This is a genomic window from Sporolactobacillus sp. PKPK-6 (genome assembly GCF_056678885.1).
Map to the genome: position 1 here is coordinate 1,270,459 of NZ_JBWXPA010000001.1, position 18,757 is coordinate 1,289,215.

The following is an 18,757-nucleotide window of genomic DNA, read 5'->3' on the forward strand; positions in this document are numbered from 1 at the left end:
ATCGATTAAAGCTAGTGAATTTTTTCTCGTCAATCTGTCAGAAATGGTAGCGAAACTTCGTCGTTTTGCTAATAGGCAATATTTTCAGAATTATATATACTTATACTATTCACATTGAAGAGGAGGATTCGCATGGCATCCATCGTGCTAAACCATATCAAGAAACACTACGACAACAGTAACGCACTTGCAGTAAAAGATTTTCACCTCACAATCAACGATCAAGAATTCATTGTACTCGTCGGCCCTTCAGGCTGTGGCAAGTCAACGACTCTTCGAATGATTGCCGGACTCGAACAGATTTCGGAAGGCGAGCTCTTTATAAACGATAAAAAGGTTAATGATACGGCGCCTAAAGACCGTGATATTGCGATGGTTTTTCAGAACTATGCCTTGTACCCTCATATGAGTGTCTATGGCAACATGGCATTCGGACTGAAAATCAAGAAATTTAAGAAGATCGAAATCGACCGGCGTGTGAAAGAGGCAGCAAAAGTTCTTGGTCTCGAAGATTATCTTGATCGCAAACCCAAAGCGCTTTCCGGTGGCCAGCGCCAACGTGTCGCGCTCGGCCGTGCAATGGTGCGAAACCCGCAAGTGTTTCTTATGGATGAACCGCTCTCCAATCTTGATGCAAAACTGCGGGTTCAGATGCGTTCAGAAATCGCTAAACTGCATCGCCGATTGAACGTAACCACGATTTATGTAACTCATGACCAAACGGAAGCCATGACAATGGCAGATCGAATCGTCATCATGAAGGACGGAGCGATTCAACAGATCGGCTCACCGAAAGAAGTGTACACCAATCCGGCTAACGTCTTTGTTGGTGGATTCATCGGCTCGCCGCCAATGAATTTCATCACCGCAACGCTATCGGAAAAAGGCGTTCATATCGGCGACCACACAATTTCATTACCCATAGAAGCACAAGAAAAATTAAAAGCATACATTGGAAAAACTGTGATCACAGGGATTCGCCCTGAAGATATTGAATTTGCTGAGCCATCTGATCATAATGCCTTCAAAGCAACCATCGATGTCGCTGAATTATTGGGATCCGAAAGCCTCCTGTACACAAATTTTGAAGGTAACAGCCTGATTGTTAAAATCCCGGCAAAAGAAGTTCGTGCCGGTGAACACATTTCACTGGCATTTAAACCTAACAAATTACGTTTCTTTGATGCAGAAACAGAAGCTCTGATCGTATGATACACCAATAAACAGCATCTTTTCCTTTTAAGCTTCGCTAAAATGCGGAGCTTTTGTTTTGCGACAGCATGCCATTTTCCATCGAAGCATACTGAATTATAGCACTTGCGGTTTAGCTTTTCAGAAACCAGCGTACGATAAGGTATAATGGATGAAGATCGGAGGTTAAGCGATGATTAAAATCAATCAATTAAAATCATTATACAAGGATGCATTTGCCGATGACCCAAGCAAAATATCCGGTCCTCACAACTATGATTGGTTTAAAACCACTGACGGACAAGTCTTCGGCATTAAAAGCACACGACTTTCAAAGAACGAACAGCAGCTTCTTAATCTGTCCTTCAGCCATTATGAACCGAAATCTTTGAACAGGACGAAAAAGCAGCAGTTTTGGGCAAACCTGATCTTCAATCACCCTTCAGATCTCGCAACGTCACCAGCACAGTCTGTTCATTTGGTCTATATTCATTTAAACAAATTTCCTGAACAGCAAATAAACCTTGAAACCGCCATTCATTCTTATTTTGATCGCTCCTATATCACCACAATTTGGAGAACAAGTGAAGAAGGAATCATCCTACTTAAAAAGGAACTAGTCTATACATGTGAAGACCTTGTTCATCTGATCATTAGCGATTTTTATTGTGATCCGTACATGCTCCATGTCCCGTGTGCAGAAGTTTCCGCTCTTCCAGAGTTATACAAAAACCATTTCTCGTTATTGAATACCGCACGTCAAGTGTTTCCCGAGCGCCATGAATTTCAATACATGCATCTGCTCCCTATAATGCTCATCCTGGCGTCACAAAAATCAGAATCTGCAGACCTGTCTCCATGGAGCGCAAAGCTCAGCAAAATACCACATGATTTATTGGACAGCGTTACAATCTTCTTCCGCCACAACTTCAATCTTTCAACCGCGGCAAATGAATTGTTTCTGCATCGCAACACGCTGAATTACCGTTTGGATCGTTTCCGTCAACTGACTGGGCTTGATCCAAAACATTTTGAAGACGCAGTCATTATTTCGCTGCTTGTTTATCTGCATCGTTATGAACAGCGTTGTAAATAATCTTGTAGTGAACTTGTTTTGCGCACGAAAAAGGATCACAAATTGATTTCTGTGATCCCCATTCTTCGTTACTTTTTGATTTTGTTTACAACTTCTCCAGCAGACTGGATGACCTGAATCGAACATCCAATGTATTAATTTGTTTTCATCATTCAAAATATCTGTCTACTGTTTTTGCTTTAAGTAATATATTTGTTCACAAATATACAAAAGGTGCTACACCTTCACATTTATTGAAGCAAACCCATTCATCTTACTAAAGACAAAAACTAAGAGCGATGAGACAAACCCATCGGTTTTTGACTTAGGATTTTCATTCTCGTCCCTCATTCAGCGGTCGAATCGGATTGGTGTCAAACCGTACCACTTGAGCACTCTTCAGCCGTTGATAATCTTCTTCAGATATCAAGTCGAGTGCACGTATCTCTTCATCTGTAACCGGAGTCGGGTACGTTCTTCGATTTCGCCAGCCAAAACGACTTTTATTATAGTCGCGCCAGAAGCACATCAGGAACAGAAAAATGCTCCATACGATTACGGCTGCGTACATAAATAAACGTAGAGAATGGTCACTGATCTGCAACATGGCCTTGATTTGATTCAAGGTTGTCCATCGTACATGGAGTACCGCACTCGATAACATCAAAAACATCAGCACTCCATATAACCAAAGAACGGTGGTCAATATGAATGTGCCAATAAGCTTCCATACCGCAGATTTGTGTTCAATGATTAAAGAGGCTTGTTTGTACCCCGGTCCGGACTTGCCCATACCGCATACCCTCCTCTCAATCGTGCACGAACAGCCTTTGGAAAGGCAACAATGACAACAAGTGTGCTTAACATCCAATAGAAGATCGGATACCAGCACGCAACGAGAAGATAACGACGCACATCGTCATGCTTTGAATCGATTAGTGTGGCAGTAAGCAGTTGAAGAAAGCTCATCGCCACGAGGACAAATGAAGCGTACGACAGCCAAATCACGTGTTCTTGCCACGATTGCGCTGTAAACTGTTTCCAAATCATCAAGACAAGCCAGGAAAGGGACCAGAAAACACTCGCACATTGCTCCACATAAATCGGCCAGAGCCGCCGCTGCTTCCAGTCCAGAAAAATAGAACCGTGTCTCAGCAGAACCTCTTCTCCACCTTGTGCCCAGCGCAAACGCTGCTTCCAAATTCCACGAATCGTTTCCGGAACAAGCATCCAGCACAGCGCCCTTGGTTCATAGCGAATATCCCAGAAACGACGCTGAAGCTTCCATGAAACAGCGATATCCTCCGTGATCATATCACGATCCCACAGTCCGACATCAACCAGCGCTTTTTTACGAAAAGCAACGACAACACCTGATACAGTCATCACCTTGCCGATCATCCGCTGTGTTCGTTTGATGGAACCAACAATGGAGGCATATTCAACAATCTGCAGCTTGCTGAGCAGAGTGCTCCGATTGCGTACGCGCGGATTGCCGGTTACTGCACCGACACGTTCGCCTTTGTGTAAAAATTGATAGACGAGATAGTAAGCAGCATCCGAGTCCAAAATGGCATCCGCATCAACACAAATGAGGTATTCCGCGTTTGCCGCGTGGCAAGCAAGGTGCAAACGATTAGCCTTGCCGCAGTTTTCCGCACAGTTAATCACACGCAACGCTTTGTATTGGCGTGCCAAATGTTCCAGCACCTCTGCTGTCCCGTCTGTGCTGCCGTCATTTATAGCAATAATTTCTTTTTTTGGATAAGGCATTTCTGACAAATGCCGGATCGTTTCACTAATCGTGGATTTCTCGTTATAACAGGGCACTACGAAACTCACCATTGGCCAATTGATTGATTCAAAATCCACCGATTCATGACGTTCCCGATATAGATAAAATAAAAGAGCTCCTGCCATCCAGAATAAAGACATAATAAATGGATAAAAAAAGACAAATCGAGAGAACATCCCAACGCTAAAATGTATGAATTCCATTTCCATCTCTCGTTTCACAAAATAGTCCACTGACACATCGAATGTTGACTCTTTACCTTTCGCAAAGCACTATGATTTTTTGGTTTACAGTATGGCATGCTCATCCTCTGATCACCACAGAAACCCGATCACAGCAGCCTTTTGCACTGGAATTTTTCCATAAACTGTCTGTCTTGATCCGTGCATCTATGACAAAAACGGCTAAAGCAATCCATTTACAAAAAAAAGCAGCCATCCTTTAAATAGATGACTGTTCTCAACGCATGTGCCAAGCCTTCTTTACATAACATTTAGATTTATTGTATTTGATGGTTTTTGATTTTTGCTTAATCGCTGCACGAGTTGTTCCAAAGTCGTTTTCCGTGCATCATAAAAGGAGTCTTCGGAGATAAATGCGGAATGCGGGGTAATAATCGTATTTTCTAAAGTAAATAAAGGACTGCTTTCCGCCTCTTCATCTTCAATGACATCAACAGCCGCGGCTCTTATTTCACCTTCCGTTAAAGCTTTGGCCAACGCTGCCTCATCAACAACCTTTCCGCGTGCCGTATTAATTAAAAAAGCATCCTTTTTCATCAGCTTCAATTCTCGCAAAGAAATGAGATGTGTGGTCGTGGAAATGAGCGGGCAATGCAGTGACAAGATATCCGACTGCGTGAGTAGTTCTTCAAAGGTATCCGTCTTTTTTGCACCATATTCTTCCAAAAAAGCTTTCGTTTTTGTTGGTGCGTAGACCAGTATCTTAACGTTGAGTGCATGAAGCATGGGCATCATTGCTTTGGGAATGCTTCCGAAAAAATAGAGTCCAACGGTTTTCCCAGTCAATCGATGTGTCTTGTATCCGTATAACGGATCCCACTTCCCGTCGCGCACCGTCCGATCGAGCAGTGTGATTTTCCGGGTCAGGTCAATCATCAAGCCGATCGTATGGAGTGCCACTTCCTCCGAACAGAAACCCGGACAATTCGTCACACAGACTCCATGATTAGTTGCAGCTTCAACATCCACATTGTCAATACCTATTGCCTGTAGTGCTATTATTTTCAAATTCGGCAATTGCTCCATAATTTCCCGGGTAATTTGCTGATATTCGACAACAACTCCATCGGCCTCCTTCGCATGATCAACAAAAGGTTGAGCACCGGCATAATCCTTGATTTCAATTAATTCCAGATTTTCAATCCCCCACGTGTTCAGCAAATCGCGTTCATAATCCAGATTATCATCAATGTTGTAATAAAGGACTTTCCTTTTTGCCATGACCTCAGTCCTTTCTTACTTGATTTTCCATTTGATTTAATACAGAATCAATAATCGCAATCCCTTGATCGATTTCATCGAAGGTCACATTCAACGGTGTGGCAAAGCGCATTCCATTATGGTGAACGCCGCAGGAAAGTGTTAGTAATTTATTTTCCAGACAGCCTGCCCTGACTGCTTCCAATAAATCTCCTGCGGGACTGCCATCCGGATGAGAAAATTCAATGGCTAACATCAATCCAAGTCCTCGAACATCGGAAATGCAGCTGTACTTCTTCTGCAGTTCCACTAATTTGCTTTTCAAATACGCGCCGACCTGATTCACATGCTCGAGCAGATGGGATCGCTCGAACTCATCCAATACCGCCAAAGCCGCCGCCGAACAAATCGGATTCCCGCCAAAAGTAGTGCCATGCATTCCCGGATACCATTCTTCCATAATCGTCGGCGTTGAAATCACCGCACTCATCGGCAGCCCGCCGGCAATCGCTTTACCCACCGTCATAATGTCGGGCACCACATCAAAATGACTGCTCGCAAACATTCTCCCCGTCCGTCCGTAACCCGATTGAATCTCATCCATAATCAGCAAAATACCATACTGATCACAGCGCTCACGAATTCCCTGAACAAATGCTTTCGAAGGAACAACATAGCCTCCTTCGCCTTGAACAGGTTCCATAATAATTGCCGCTACCTGATCAGGCGCCACGAGATTTTCAAAAAGTCGATCCAGTTCGTTCAAACAAAACTCTGTTCTCTGCTTCTCATTGAATCCCTTTGGACATAGATCCTTCGAGGGATACACCGTAAAATATACTGAACCAACCAAAGGCTCATAATACTTGCGATAGTTTGCGTTTGAACCCGTCACGGATAACGCCCCGAAGGTCCTTCCGTGAAAAGAGCCTTGAAACGCAATGATCGCCGGTCTTTTTGTATAAACCTTGGCCAGCTTCAGTGCGCCGTCCACTGCCTCCGCTCCTCCATTGGAGAAAAAAGCAGAATTCAGCTCACCCGGAGTCACCCCGGCCAATCGTTTTGCAAGCTCAAGCGTTGTCGGATAATTGACCACATTGAACGACGCCGTAATCAGCTTCTCCGCCTGCGCTTTAATGGCTTCAACAATCTTCGGATGACAATGCCCCAGCGCATTGACTGCAATACCTTGAACGAAATCCAGATACCGATCGCCTTTATTATCAGTCAAATAGCAGCCCTTACCGCTGATTGCAATCAAGTCCGTTGCCTTCGCAAGTGCCGGACTCAAATAGGGCTGATAATCCTCGAACTTCATGCAAATCCCCCCAAGTGGGACTAAGTAATAGACCCATTGACGACCAATCCCGTTTTATATAGCGTATTTGAGGTTTAGGAGAATATGCTGGGTTTTATAAAAAGCTAATACTTGATTGAATGTAAAAAAAATAAATCCATTTCCAAAATACTAGAAAAGTCATGAAAGCGCACACAAATACAACAATATTATTGGGCACAATCCCATGCCAAAATTAAAACGTTTGCATTATTATTGACTCATAGTAAATAAAGGGGTGACAACAATGGCTGAACTGCAGCTTAAACATATGTACAAAATCTATGAAAATAATGTTGCAGCTGTATCTGATTTTAATCTTGAGATTGCTGATGAGGAATTTATCGTCTTTGTCGGTCCTTCTGGATGCGGAAAATCCACGACCTTACGAATGATTGCTGGACTTGAAGAAATCTCTAAGGGTGAATTGTACATCAACGGGAAAAAGATGAATGATGTTGTACCTAAAGATCGTGACATCGCTATGGTTTTTCAAAATTATGCCCTCTACCCACACATGACCGTATTTGACAATATGGCATTCGGTCTGAAATTGCGCAAAATTCCAAAGTCCGATATAAAAAAGAGCGTTGAACATGCAGCTGAAATTCTAGGAATTAAGGATTATCTGGAAAGAAAACCTAAAGCGCTTTCTGGAGGTCAACGCCAGCGTGTCGCTCTAGGACGAGCCATTGTGCGTAATGCAAGAGTGTTCTTGATGGATGAACCCTTATCAAACCTTGACGCAAAGCTCCGCGTCCAAATGCGTTCGGAGATCAGTAAACTTCATAACGATTTAAAAGCAACAATGATCTATGTGACCCATGATCAGACAGAAGCTATGACAATGGCAACTCGAATTGTCATTATGAAAGATGGGGTTATTCAGCAAGTGGGAAGTCCGAAAGAAGTATATGATCATCCAATTAATCTGTTTGTAGGTGGATTTATCGGATCTCCGCCAATGAACTTCTTTCACGGAAAGTTGGAGGGTACACATTTTGTCGGTGAAGAGATCAATATTGAAATCCCAGAAGGTAAATTAAAGGTTTTGCGTCGACAAGGTTACGCAGATAAACCGGTGATTCTGGGCATTCGTCCTGAAGATATTCATGATGAGCCATTGTTTATTGATGAAAATACTTCTAGTGTGGTTCAAGCTAAAATTATTATTGCCGAATTAACGGGAGCCGAATTCATGCTTCATGCACAAGTAGGCAAACACACCTTTATCGCTCGTGTTGATGCACGGACTGAGTATAGGAATGGAGAAAATGTAACACTGGCTTTAAATACGAATAAAATTCATTTTTTTAATCCGGAAAATGAGCAGTCTCTGACATTCGAAGACTAACGGCGAATAATTAAAAAAAGTGATCTCCGCATATTCAAACTCCCCTTGGACAGTCATGATACAGACTGCAACAAGGGGAGTTGTTTTATAAAAAGAAACTCACAGATCCGTTAGAGCGTGGATAAATACGCCAATGTAAGCCCGTCCATTTCTTTTAAAGATATACCAGTAATTTCGTAAAACTTATCAATATGATACCGAAGTGTATTTCTGTGCATAAACAACTTTTTCGCCGCAATGCTGACATTCCCCTGATTTTCCCATAGCACCCGAATAAGAGACAACCATCTTGCATCTTCTCGGATGATATGCTTTATTTCCATAAGAATGGTGCAATCTTGAACCATGGGTTTTATCAAATCGAAAAATTCAGACTGGACGCTTGTTGCCTTTTTGCTCCTCACCATTTTTCGATCGAAAAGTACGCATTCTTTCTGGTATGCCGGATATAGCATCGGTGATAGAGAATAGCGGAGACCAATGAGAAAACGGCAGTTAGTCGAGAAGTCATTTTCAAGCGTATTCGCAATCGATTCTAACATGTTCCCTGTGATCGTCATGCTTTTCTCAATAATGATACCTCTCATTGAAGAGAGGTAAATAAAGGAAGAATCCGCATCGAAAAAGCTTTCAAACGCTCTGCGCCACTCAAAAATCATTTCATGAGACAATGAATTTGTAAGTTGAAAATGGATGATTCGAATTCTGATTGATCGATCTTCATCTGCTTGTTTCCCATTTATTAACAAATCATACCAAAATTGAGCATCCGGACCAAATGAAGGCGGGTATTCTTGATTCAAAAGCGTCTTGAGCAAATAAATTTCATGATCGGAAAGGTTTCCCGAAGGAATGCCAATATAATAGGGCTCTTCATAGAAGTAAAGCATGTTTAATTCTGCCTTGAAAGGATTCTTGTCAACAACGGATCTAGGATAATTAATTAAGAGTTTTTGCAGATTCAAACGCTCACTTCCCTAGTGCTTCTTTAAACCGCCAATCAACGTTCCATGTTATCCATCCAATCCAGCGCCGTCACAATCTCCTCATCCCAAAGATCCCAGCTGTGACCGCCATCCCGTTCTTTAAACAAATATGGCATGGGCAATTTTTCAATATGTTTTTTAAATGCCAGATTATCTGAATAAAACGGATCTTCCCGTCCACAAATCTGTAAGAAAGATGTATTGTTCATACATGGCTGCCCATGATCCAGAAGATAGTACAAACTATTTGGTGAAGTTTCAAAATCCTGCGGAGATCCAAAAATCAAACCAAATTCTTTCTCACGATCCTTATGTTCTTTTCTGATTCTAGTGATATCAATAGCAGGAGACAGTGCAAACACTTTAGCAAATCTTTGAGGTTCAGATAATCCCCATTTTAAGGCACCATATCCGCCCATTGATAATCCTCCGACAAACGTTCTTTCCCGTTGCAAGTCAAGACCGAAAAGAGATTCTATCGTCTCAGGAAATTCACGCGTCAAAAATGTCCAATAGTTCCCGCCATGCTTCATATCTGTATAGTAACTCCGATGTACATTGGGCATAAATACTGCAAGATTCCGATTCTCAACATAACGAATAATTGATGAACATTGAATCCAAGACTTGTCATTACCATAAAGACCATGTAGCAAAAACAGTACCTTAAAATTTTTTTGGCGTTTTTGAGGTATAATTGCCTGAAAAGTTGTTTGGAACCCCAGAACCTCCGAGTCATAGTCCACAGAAAGAACTGTCATAGTCTCACCTGATTTTCTTTTTGTTTATTTCATTCCAGAAACGTTAAATCCTTGCAAAATATACTTCTGAAGTGCAAGAAAGACAATTACAATTGGAACGACCATAAATGCAGATCCTGCCATTTGCAGCGCATAATTACTTGCATGCTGACCCTTAAGCAGCGCAAGACCAACGGACAGGGTATAATACTTTTGGTCATTTGCAATGATTAATGGCCAAATAAAAGAGTTCCATCCAGCAATAAAGGTTAAAATTCCTTGTACAGCGAGCACTGGTCGAGAAACCGGCAAAATAATCTTCCAGAAGATATAGAATTCGCTGCAGCCATCAAGTCGTGCAGCTTCAATAATCTCATCAGAAATTGTGGACATAAACTGACGAAACAGAAAAATACCGAATGCACCTACCATCCCTGGAAGAGCAATACCTAACAATGTATTAGTCAAATGAGCCATATTCAACATCAAATATACTGGGATCATTGTTACCTGACCTGGAATCATCATAGTCGCCAAAACAAGATAAAACAAACTGTTTTTGCCTTTAAACTTATACTTGGCAAACCCATAGCCTGCCATCGCGTTTAGGAACAAGCCTATAAACGAGAACAAGACAATAATTATAGTATTTTTAAGATAAATAAGGAAATCCATTTGTGTAAACAAATTTATAAAATTATCTAGTGTAAACGACTTAGGCCAGACCGTCGGGGGAATTTGGAGAATTTCCATATCCGTTTTTACAGATGACAGCAACATCCAGATAAACGGCAAAACCATAAAGAACCCGCCTACCGACAAAATAATTAAAACGATCAATTTTGATAGTTTTTTGTGTTGAATGGATTCATTCATTTCTACACCTCCGTTACATCTGATTATCCTGTTGTTTATGCTGTCCGCGGAACTGAATCAGCGTGACAAGAATAATAATGACAAACAATACCATAGAACCAGCAGCCGCATATCCGAATTTGCTAAATTGAAAGCCATTTTGATAAATAAATAGTGCGATCGAATTTGTACTATTCAGTGGGCCACCACTAGTCATGACAAAAGGTTCTTCAAAAAATTGCAGCCAGCCAATCAAGGTCGTCACCGTAACAAAGAAGGTCGCAAACCGTAACATCGGAATCGTTATCTTAATCAGCCTCTGCCAACTATTTGCACCGTCAATCTGAGCTGCTTCATAATATGCTTTTGGAATACCTTGAAGCGCTGCCAGAAAAATCAACATATCGACCCCAATTGCTCGCCACAATGCCAAAATGATTAATGAAATTTTTGCGATAATCGGATCCTGCAACCAAGGAACCGGACCAAGGTGAACGAAATGCAGAATAAAATTCAACAGTCCAAACTGAGGGTTATAAAGATAATTCCAGACAACCGCAACAGCCACAACGTTCGTAATAGAAGGCGCATAAAAGATCAAACGAAACAATCTGAAAACCCAGCTATTACCAAAATTAATCAATAGTGCAATTCCCATTGAACAAGCAATAACAAGTGGTACGCCAATGACTACATAAAAAATACTGTTTCCAATTGATTGCAGGAAAGTTGGATCTTTAAATAGATTCTCATAGTTTTCGATCCCGATGAAATGAATTTTTGACCAATCTGCAAGACCTGTAATGTTAATATCTGTAAAACTAATCATCAAGGAAATGATGATTGGAATTAAAGAAAAAACAGCAACAAAATTAATGCAGGTGTGATGTGAACCCCAAAAGTTGGACATAGTTTTAAGCTACTTGCTCGGTGGTCATGATCCGATATTCAATCGGACTTAGACCCCCGAGTTTTTCTTTGATTCTAGACTCATTATAGTACTTAATCCACACACGCATGGCAGTTTCTAGCTCTTCACGTGTCTGATAGTGGTGTGAGGATACGGTTCCAGCTTTCATGAGATGGAAGAAACTCTCCATTTGGGCATTGTCCAGACAAGTCGCCTTTCGAGACATACTCTGACAAACATGATGCGATTTAAGTTCCTTGCGCCAAAGGCAATTTTGGTACTGAAAGCCCTGATCTGTATGAACGTACGTGCGATAGTGATGTTCCGGTAGGCGTTCGAGAGCCTCATGAAGCGGTTTTAACGCAAAGGCTACTGTTGGATGATCACTAATATTAGAAGCTAAAATCTCATCAGAATAAAGATCCATAACGGGTTCGAGATAAAGACGCTCGTTGATTGTTTGATGCCCCCAACGAAATTCGGAAACGTCAGAGACAAGCTTTTGGTAGGGTCGATCCGTCATGAACCGACGGTTCAAATGATTCTTAGCGACTTTGCCAACCGTCCCTTTATAGGAGTTATACTTACGAATCCTTTTGGTATAGACCGTTGACTGAAGTCCTTCCATTCTCATGATGCGCTGGACCTTTTGTGATTCACTTTTAAATGACAGCGTCGTAGAGTCAGGACCACGCGACGATAGCCATAAGCTGGGTGCTTCTGTTTGACCGCTTTAATTTCAGAGATCATAGGGTCATCAGTATCCCTTTGCTGGCGCTGTTTCTGATAGTAATAGTCACTCTTAGGCAACGGCACTACCTGTAGAATATGAGTCAGAGAGTGGTTGCGCCTTAGTTCAGTAACTACTTGCGTTTGTTCCGCTCGCGTTGCTCTCTCTGACGAACTAAGGCATCTAATTTTTTTAAGTATTCATTCTCAATTCGCAGAAGTTCGTTTTCTAATTCAAGATCCTTAATCCGGTTCTGTTCCGGCTGATCAGCCCTATTCAATGTGTCATTCTTTTTGGCTGTACGCTTTATATGCTCATGTTTCCCCATAGGTGGACGACCTCGCTTGGTTTTTAATCCATCCACACCCATTGCTTCAAACCGTCGCTCCCATTGATAGATCGTTGACGGCGAAGACATTTTGAAATGAAGAGCTGTTTGTTCGAGGGATGAATGGTTCTCTTTCATCCACTTTAATACGTTCAGTTTGAAAGTACAGGTATACTCCTGCCAATGATCACGATTTTTTAATCCAGCAAAACCATTGATCTGATATTAATGCACCCAATTCAAAACCGCGTGTTGTCCAGGAATATGATATTTTTGATGAAGTGAGGTGCTTCCTATACCGGCTAAGTACTCACCAATCACATTAATCTTAAATTCATTAGAATATTTGGTCATACAAAAACCCCCTAAAGTTGAATTTTATTCGTCCAACTTCAGGGGGTCAGTTCAGGTGAATGTTTTTTGTTGTGAAAATATCTTGATACATGAATTCATTTCTATAGTTGTAATTTTTTCTTTTCTGCCTCCAGCAGTTTGATTAGAATGGGGGACAAAATAATATAGAATAAAAAATTGCCGACCGCATGATACGAATCAAAAGGCAGCCCCATTACCCAATAAGCAATAAAACTTGGGACACCCGCAACCAGCACATTGAGTGACACAATGAATCCGAATAAGTAGCCGCACCCCGCAGCATAACAAGCCATAACAAGCATAGGAATTTTCGTTCGAAAACGCGATAAAAGTCCTGATAAAATGCCCACTAATCCCCAGGCTAGTACTTGCATCGCTGTAAAAAAGCCAAAGCCTAAAACAAAATCAGATCCAATTGCTGTAAGCAAAGCTACAGTAAATCCAAACCGCGCCCCAAATACCAAACCCGTAATAATAATGATCACGGTGGATGGCTGAACGTTCGGTATTGAGGTCATATAAATTCTCCCGACAATACTTAAAGCTGCTAATAATGAAATCAACGCCATTTTACGTGTGGACATTCATACCGCCTCATTCCTGATAAATCCATGCCAAGGTATCCCCATCCTGAAGTTTAAAGCTTCCTGCGGATACATTCGGTGATTTTCCGTTTATTTTATAAATCCAACCGCTTTGAGCAGATTTATCACCCGCGCTTTGTCCATTGATGCTCTTTATATAAGCAGTCGATCCGGAACCCGAATAATCAAGGTCTATATTTTTGCTGCCTGTCAACATCTGTAACGCGCGAAAAGCAGTCATGCCGTCAGTAAATGCAACAGAACCGGAAATATCCTTATTGTCATATCCTTTTATTTCTACATTGATCAACGCTTGATTGCTGCTGTCTGCAGCGTTTGAAGTACTCGAATGATTTGTATTTGAACCCGATGCTTTCGGATTTGCCTTTTGTTCCGGAGTTGAATTTGTACTGCCTGAGCTTGAACCAGAGTCTGAACTTGAGCTTGAACTCATACTTGTACGAGAATTCGAATCCGAACGGGCAGAGGTATTTAATTTTTCACTAACCGATGAAGAACCCTTATCGCCTTTTTGAGCTTTTTGCTTTGGAACTGATGCATGCTTAGCGTTTGACGCACGTTCGTTTGAATGACTCGGCTTAGTGGAAGATTGATCCTGCTTGCCTGCAGAGTTTGACGTTATATGATGGGTTGTCGTTTGAAATCCATAGGCAATGAATACTGAACCAAAGACAATAAAGCCAATGGAAACGAGCAGCAGCAGAATTTTATTGATCTTCATAACGAGCACCGCCTAACCGATACCGAATGTAAAGACCAATAATGCCCAGCAAAACAAACGCACCGCCTAAATAGAGATGCAGAGGACTAAACTCAGTTTTCTTAACAGTGGTTACGCGTTTCGGAGCCTGTTTACCATCCGATTGCGTCTGATGCTTCACCTTCGACGTTTGCGCTGATGGTGACGACTTTGTTTCAGATTTCTTCTTTTCTGATGATGTACGTTGAACGGTTCCTGTTGTTTTTTTTATTGACGGTTTGTTCCCTGTTTTCTCAATGTTACTCGTGGACTGGGTACCACGGACATCAGCGGTCGCTGTTTCAACTTTTGGCGATTGTCGAGAAGAAACTTTTTTTTGCGGCTGGGTTGCGGTGTTTTTATGCGCAGATTTCTGATTGGTTGTGCTGGTTGTGATTGAATTCTTATTGGTCGTTGGATTCTCGTCTTTTGATTGTTCTGTTGTTGACGAGTCGGAATTCGTTGCATTGGCAGATTCTGTATGGGAATCTGGCGAGCTAAATACATCCTTTGTCCTAAAATTAAATAACCGATCTCCATCACCGAAAAGTGAATAGGCAACCAAAGCTTGAATCACCTGCTCATTAGAAAAGGGATCGTCACTCTCGCTGAAGGCCGCCCATTTGTACCCGCCATTGGCTTTATACTGATCCAGGTTAGTAACAGGATTATGCCCCTCTTTATTAAATACTCCTTTTGTCGGATCAATCCCTAACGAAGAAAGAGCAATGATGACTTGAGCCGCCGAATTAGAATTTGGCGAATAATTGACAAAGCCGCCATCCTCTTGTTCTGAGCGTTCCAAATAATTTAGTGCTTGATCAATAACATTCCTTGCTTGGCCTTGATAATGTGACAAGGCAGTCAAAACCATACATGTCGTGTCCACATCAGGATCATCATTTGGATCGCCTGTCCAGCCCCATCCTCCTGAACTTGTCTGACGTTGAGCCAGTTCATGAATGAACCGATCTGTGTTCCACAGCGCATCACTAGGGATCACATAATCGTCAGTACTTAGTGCAGTAAGTGCATAGGTAAAGTCCATTAATGATTTAATGGAAGTATCAAAATAGATGGCCTTTATAAGATTATGATTCTCATAATTTTCAGGATTCCGACCTAATGCTTTGACCACCAAGACCGTTTTGTCGAGATCTGTTCCCGACAATTGTTTCTCGTTCACACGCTCCTTAATTGTAGTCAAATATGCATCGCGCTCACTATTCGTCAATTTACCCGCCTTTGATAGCGCAACAACATCCCAATCCGAATCAATTCCCGAAGCCTTGATATGATTTGCAAGGCTATCCAAGTCATTACTTACGTCCTCTGATGCGAAAACCTGCATCGGAACGAACAAAAAAGCAATACAAAACAACAAAACTGCTACTTTCAATCGCATCGTTTGTTCTCCCATCCTCGTGAGTATTCGACTAATTGAAAAGACCTGACTTAGGATTACTCCCTTACAGTGGCGGGACCGCACAGGATTTTCACCTGTTTCCATCCAATTAGTTACAACATGAACAAAATCGTTTTGCTAAAGCCAACTAATAAATAATAATTAAAATTAAAATTTTCCAAAAGCAAAGAAAGCATACTTAACAAGATTACCATCGCACATAATCAATAAATTTATATGGACGGCTCCTACTGAATATAGTAACACCTATTTTAAAAATCAAGAAAAGGAAATGCGTTCTTCAGAGTAATAGTTTTCCGAAGAGACCTCTTAGAATACTCGTATACAAAATGTTGCACTTCATTTTATTATATCTGCAATCGACAGATCCCTTCTCCAAATTCTAACGAAATGATGCCCCTCTACCACGTATAACAATGTGTATGTAACTTTTTTGTAATCGTTTTCTGATAGAATTTTCTATAATGGATCGTTCTTCAAATAATTTAGGAGGATATATTAATGCTTCGAAACATGTACGTTGTTCAATATATTGAGCATTATTCTGCATGGTATTTGAGCCAAAAAATGCTCATTGACGCTGAAAAAACAAAATACGATAAAGGCGATATTATTGTGTTTAAAGACAAAAAATACTTGGTGATTGAAGACTATACTTGTTTAAGAGTCGCTGAATTTAGCTGCACTATAAATCCATTAGTCCCTTTAATTAATTTGATTCCTAATGTTTAAAATTTCTCTTGATTGGTAATACTATAGATAGAAACAATCCATTCCCCTTACCCCATGCATTATGGGGCTTTTTTTTTTGCAAAAAAACATTATTTGTCAGGTTTATAATCTAAAAAAATCTGAAAGGCTCTAAAAAAGGGCCATTTATAAAAGAATAATCACGGTTGTTTCAGAATGGCATTTCTGAAGCTGGCGTCTATCAAAAAAGCATCTTAGCCAATGGCTAAGATGCTTCAGTAATTCCACAACTCAACTTCACGTTCATACCACAACTATTCCCACTTTAAGAAAAGATGCTCCAAGAGTTTAGCAATTAAATCAGACATTTTTCCTAATAGGGCATAAATGATAATGCTCAATACAATAATGTTCATCTGCATGAAGTCGCGCGCATTCATTGCCATATAGCCGATGCCTGAGTTGGTAGCAACTGTTTCGGCAACAATGAGTGTTAGCCACATCACACCAAGCGCATAGCGGATACCGACAAATATTGAAGAAAGAGATCCAGGAAGAATAATCTGTGTAAATAATGACCATTTACTCAGTCCATAGACTCTTCCCATTTCAATAAGCTTTGGATCTACTGTACGAATATTGTCCGTAGGTATTGAATAGTCTATTTAAAAATCATCCATCAACACGAAACGTCCACCTGCTAAGTGGACGCTTTTGTTTAATCAATCACTTATTCTATTCTTTCATCTCCCGCAGCACTTCTTATATTTCTTGCCGCTGCCGCATGGGCAAGGATCATTGCGGCCGACCTTGGAATGGTTTACCGGGCTGCTGGTGATCGGCAATTTGGTACGAACCGGCGCAACAGGCTGATCCGGCATGAGTTTCAGATGCCTCTTTTCTTTCTGAAACAATTCATGCGGCATATGCCCTTTTAATACCCACTGACGGGTATGATTGTATACCTCGGTTACTTCAGCCAATAATTGCTGCACAAAATCAAACGAAGGAAATTCCATCCGGGTCTGCAGGAACTGAATCACCTCAGACGGATTTGCATCCGATTGAATGATCGCACTAATCTGCACCCCAAGTTCGTTGATTTCCTGCTTAGGCAATTGATAATAGCTCAATAGGAATTGAAGCAAGTGATTTATCTCCGGTGTTCGCTCCACGTAATCCGGATCAGCAGCTTTAATGAGCTGTTTTTTCGTAAACGGAAAATCATCTACATCTGCTCGCATGTGGCATTCTTCAACAATTTTATCTGCGTCAAAAACTCGATTGTCTTGAAAACCATAAGTGCCGAGGCGTGCCTGTCCATAGAAATCACAGGCAAAGACCATCACATTCATAAAATCAGATCGATCAATGTGCTGTCCGGTAAGTGTTTCAATCTTATCCATCATGTGCCATGGATCCATCACCCCAAAGTAATAAAGCAGCCCGTGCGCCAGTTGAATCCACTCTGTATTGCGCTGAACAATTTTTTTCAATTCACTTCCGTCCCTTTGTTCGAAAAGACGAACCATCTCATCAGGCATAAACAGTACCTTTTTATCATTGTAAATTCCAGGAAAAAGGATACTGTAGCCCATAAACGCTTCAATAGTCGACATCGCCAGGCCACGGGCAACAGTCATGCCTGAATCCTTCACAATTGTTTGGATCAGCTCATACCTGCCCTGATCCAAGGCGTCAATGACGTTCTGAAACGTCAAAGGAATTAGGTGGGCGAGTTCTGAAGCCATTTCTGCTTTCTTAAGCGCACTAAGGCCTTTAAACTGATAATTTCTGCGTATTTGATCCAACTCATTCTTTGTCAGTCTGTCTAAGGTCGCATTAAGACTGCATGGAAACTCAACTGGTTTCCAAAGTCGCTTCTCTCTGCCTTCTCGTAACTTTTGCGTATACCCCTTTGCACCTTCCAGCGCATGCAGCAATGTTGCTTTTGTTTTCTTATCCATTGTATTAATCATCGCAATTATCGCCTTTCAAAATGGCAGATTCTCACTGTCATCTGTATATTATTTTTCAAAATCCAGTGATCGTCGCTCTCATATCGATCTGTATGGGAAGGGGCATTGTCCATTCCTCAATGATCCCCCACTTGCAGTTCTCGTTTCCACTAAAGTCAGCCCAGCTTAAAGACTTGTCTCTGGTGCTGCTCTTTTTTAATC

19 protein-coding genes, 2 pseudogenes and 1 riboswitch are annotated in these 18,757 nt (G+C 41.4%); of the genes and pseudogenes, 4 read left to right on the plus strand and 17 right to left on the minus strand.

Annotation, left to right across the window (positions count from 1 at the left end):
- The first annotated feature begins 132 nt into the window (after nucleotides 1–132).
- Nucleotides 133–1,212, plus strand: a complete 1,080-nt coding sequence (locus tag AC1MBV_RS06050; protein ID WP_480947833.1) for an ABC transporter ATP-binding protein — start codon at nucleotides 133–135, stop codon at nucleotides 1,210–1,212.
- Nucleotides 1,213–1,384: 172 nt separating this feature from the next.
- Nucleotides 1,385–2,287 carry a PucR family transcriptional regulator gene (locus AC1MBV_RS06055; RefSeq protein ID WP_480947834.1) on the plus strand — a complete coding sequence of 301 codons (903 nt, stop codon included), beginning with the start codon at nucleotides 1,385–1,387 and terminating at the stop codon, nucleotides 2,285–2,287.
- 313 nt (nucleotides 2,288–2,600) lie between these two features.
- Here AC1MBV_RS06055 and pgaD read toward each other — a convergent pair whose 3' ends face one another.
- From pgaD to AC1MBV_RS06075, 4 genes are all read right to left on the minus strand, one after another.
- Nucleotides 2,601–3,059, minus strand: a complete 459-nt coding sequence (gene pgaD / locus AC1MBV_RS06060; protein WP_480947835.1) for a poly-beta-1,6-N-acetyl-D-glucosamine biosynthesis protein PgaD — start codon at nucleotides 3,057–3,059, stop codon at nucleotides 2,601–2,603.
- On the minus strand, nucleotides 3,020–4,237 hold the full coding sequence (gene pgaC / locus AC1MBV_RS06065; RefSeq protein ID WP_480947836.1) for a poly-beta-1,6-N-acetyl-D-glucosamine synthase: 1,218 nt from the start codon (nucleotides 4,235–4,237) through the stop codon (nucleotides 3,020–3,022). The genes pgaD and pgaC overlap by 40 nt, the downstream gene beginning before the upstream one ends.
- 306 nt (nucleotides 4,238–4,543) lie before the next feature.
- Nucleotides 4,544–5,524 (minus strand): C-terminal binding protein, encoded by a 981-nt coding sequence (locus AC1MBV_RS06070; RefSeq protein WP_480947837.1) that lies wholly within the window; start codon nucleotides 5,522–5,524, stop codon nucleotides 4,544–4,546.
- Nucleotides 5,525–5,528: 4 nt separating this feature from the next.
- Entirely contained in the window at nucleotides 5,529–6,821 is a 1,293-nt protein-coding gene (locus AC1MBV_RS06075; RefSeq protein ID WP_480947838.1) for an aspartate aminotransferase family protein, read from the minus strand.
- A 265-nt stretch (nucleotides 6,822–7,086) separates the two neighbouring features.
- Between AC1MBV_RS06075 and AC1MBV_RS06080 the strand changes: the two genes are divergently transcribed.
- Nucleotides 7,087–8,193: an ABC transporter ATP-binding protein gene (locus AC1MBV_RS06080; protein ID WP_255747104.1), complete on the plus strand. Its 1,107-nt coding sequence runs from the start codon at nucleotides 7,087–7,089 to the stop codon at nucleotides 8,191–8,193.
- Between the two features lie 110 nt (nucleotides 8,194–8,303).
- On the opposite strand, the gene AC1MBV_RS06085 is transcribed toward AC1MBV_RS06080, so the two are convergent.
- The 11 genes and pseudogenes from AC1MBV_RS06085 to AC1MBV_RS06135 all read right to left on the minus strand — a co-directional run bounded on the left by AC1MBV_RS06085 (nucleotide 8,304) and on the right by AC1MBV_RS06135 (nucleotide 15,866).
- A complete protein-coding gene (locus tag AC1MBV_RS06085) occupies nucleotides 8,304–9,158 on the minus strand; it encodes a helix-turn-helix domain-containing protein (protein ID WP_255747106.1) in 855 nt (284 codons plus the stop codon).
- A 35-nt stretch (nucleotides 9,159–9,193) separates the two neighbouring features.
- Nucleotides 9,194–9,940 carry an alpha/beta hydrolase gene (locus AC1MBV_RS06090; RefSeq protein ID WP_255747108.1) on the minus strand — a complete coding sequence of 249 codons (747 nt, stop codon included), beginning with the start codon at nucleotides 9,938–9,940 and terminating at the stop codon, nucleotides 9,194–9,196.
- Nucleotides 9,941–9,964: 24 nt separating this feature from the next.
- On the minus strand, nucleotides 9,965–10,795 hold the full coding sequence (locus AC1MBV_RS06095) for a carbohydrate ABC transporter permease (RefSeq protein ID WP_255747109.1): 831 nt from the start codon (nucleotides 10,793–10,795) through the stop codon (nucleotides 9,965–9,967).
- 13 nt (nucleotides 10,796–10,808) lie between these two features.
- Nucleotides 10,809–11,662, minus strand: a pseudogene (locus AC1MBV_RS06100) (carbohydrate ABC transporter permease).
- Nucleotides 11,663–11,688: 26 nt separating this feature from the next.
- Nucleotides 11,689–12,357, minus strand: a complete 669-nt coding sequence (locus AC1MBV_RS06105; protein ID WP_480948268.1) for an IS3 family transposase — start codon at nucleotides 12,355–12,357, stop codon at nucleotides 11,689–11,691.
- Nucleotides 12,315–12,434 (minus strand): IS3 family transposase, encoded by a 120-nt coding sequence (locus AC1MBV_RS06110; protein ID WP_370645953.1) that lies wholly within the window; start codon nucleotides 12,432–12,434, stop codon nucleotides 12,315–12,317. The genes AC1MBV_RS06105 and AC1MBV_RS06110 overlap by 43 nt, the downstream gene beginning before the upstream one ends.
- Before the next feature lie 113 nt (nucleotides 12,435–12,547).
- Complete coding sequence (locus AC1MBV_RS06115) at nucleotides 12,548–12,961, minus strand: helix-turn-helix domain-containing protein (protein WP_370645955.1); 414 nt, start codon at nucleotides 12,959–12,961, stop codon at nucleotides 12,548–12,550.
- A gap of 6 nt (nucleotides 12,962–12,967) precedes the next feature.
- Nucleotides 12,968–13,096 carry a hypothetical protein gene (locus AC1MBV_RS06120; protein ID WP_255747111.1) on the minus strand — a complete coding sequence of 43 codons (129 nt, stop codon included), beginning with the start codon at nucleotides 13,094–13,096 and terminating at the stop codon, nucleotides 12,968–12,970.
- 101 nt (nucleotides 13,097–13,197) lie between these two features.
- Nucleotides 13,198–13,686, minus strand: a complete 489-nt coding sequence (locus AC1MBV_RS06125; protein ID WP_480947839.1) for an ECF transporter S component — start codon at nucleotides 13,684–13,686, stop codon at nucleotides 13,198–13,200.
- Between the two features lie 25 nt (nucleotides 13,687–13,711).
- Nucleotides 13,712–14,443, minus strand: coding sequence for a DUF4430 domain-containing protein (locus tag AC1MBV_RS06130; RefSeq protein ID WP_480947840.1), 732 nt, complete (start codon nucleotides 14,441–14,443; stop codon nucleotides 13,712–13,714).
- On the minus strand, nucleotides 14,430–15,866 hold the full coding sequence (locus AC1MBV_RS06135) for a prenyltransferase/squalene oxidase repeat-containing protein (RefSeq protein WP_480947841.1): 1,437 nt from the start codon (nucleotides 15,864–15,866) through the stop codon (nucleotides 14,430–14,432). Before AC1MBV_RS06135 ends, AC1MBV_RS06130 begins: the two co-directional genes overlap by 14 nt.
- Nucleotides 15,867–15,878: 12 nt before the next feature.
- Nucleotides 15,879–15,996, minus strand: a riboswitch (adenosylcobalamin (AdoCbl) riboswitch).
- A 392-nt stretch (nucleotides 15,997–16,388) separates the two neighbouring features.
- Between AC1MBV_RS06135 and AC1MBV_RS06140 the strand changes: the two genes are divergently transcribed.
- A complete protein-coding gene (locus AC1MBV_RS06140) occupies nucleotides 16,389–16,619 on the plus strand; it encodes a hypothetical protein (protein ID WP_480947842.1) in 231 nt (76 codons plus the stop codon).
- Between the two features lie 272 nt (nucleotides 16,620–16,891).
- Here AC1MBV_RS06140 and AC1MBV_RS06145 read toward each other — a convergent pair.
- A pseudogene (locus tag AC1MBV_RS06145) lies at nucleotides 16,892–17,215 on the minus strand (ABC transporter permease subunit); the annotation flags it as partial.
- A 105-nt stretch (nucleotides 17,216–17,320) separates the two neighbouring features.
- Nucleotides 17,321–18,556 (minus strand): SEC-C metal-binding domain-containing protein, encoded by a 1,236-nt coding sequence (locus AC1MBV_RS06150; protein WP_480947843.1) that lies wholly within the window; start codon nucleotides 18,554–18,556, stop codon nucleotides 17,321–17,323.
- Nucleotides 18,557–18,757: the final 201 nt, after the last annotated feature.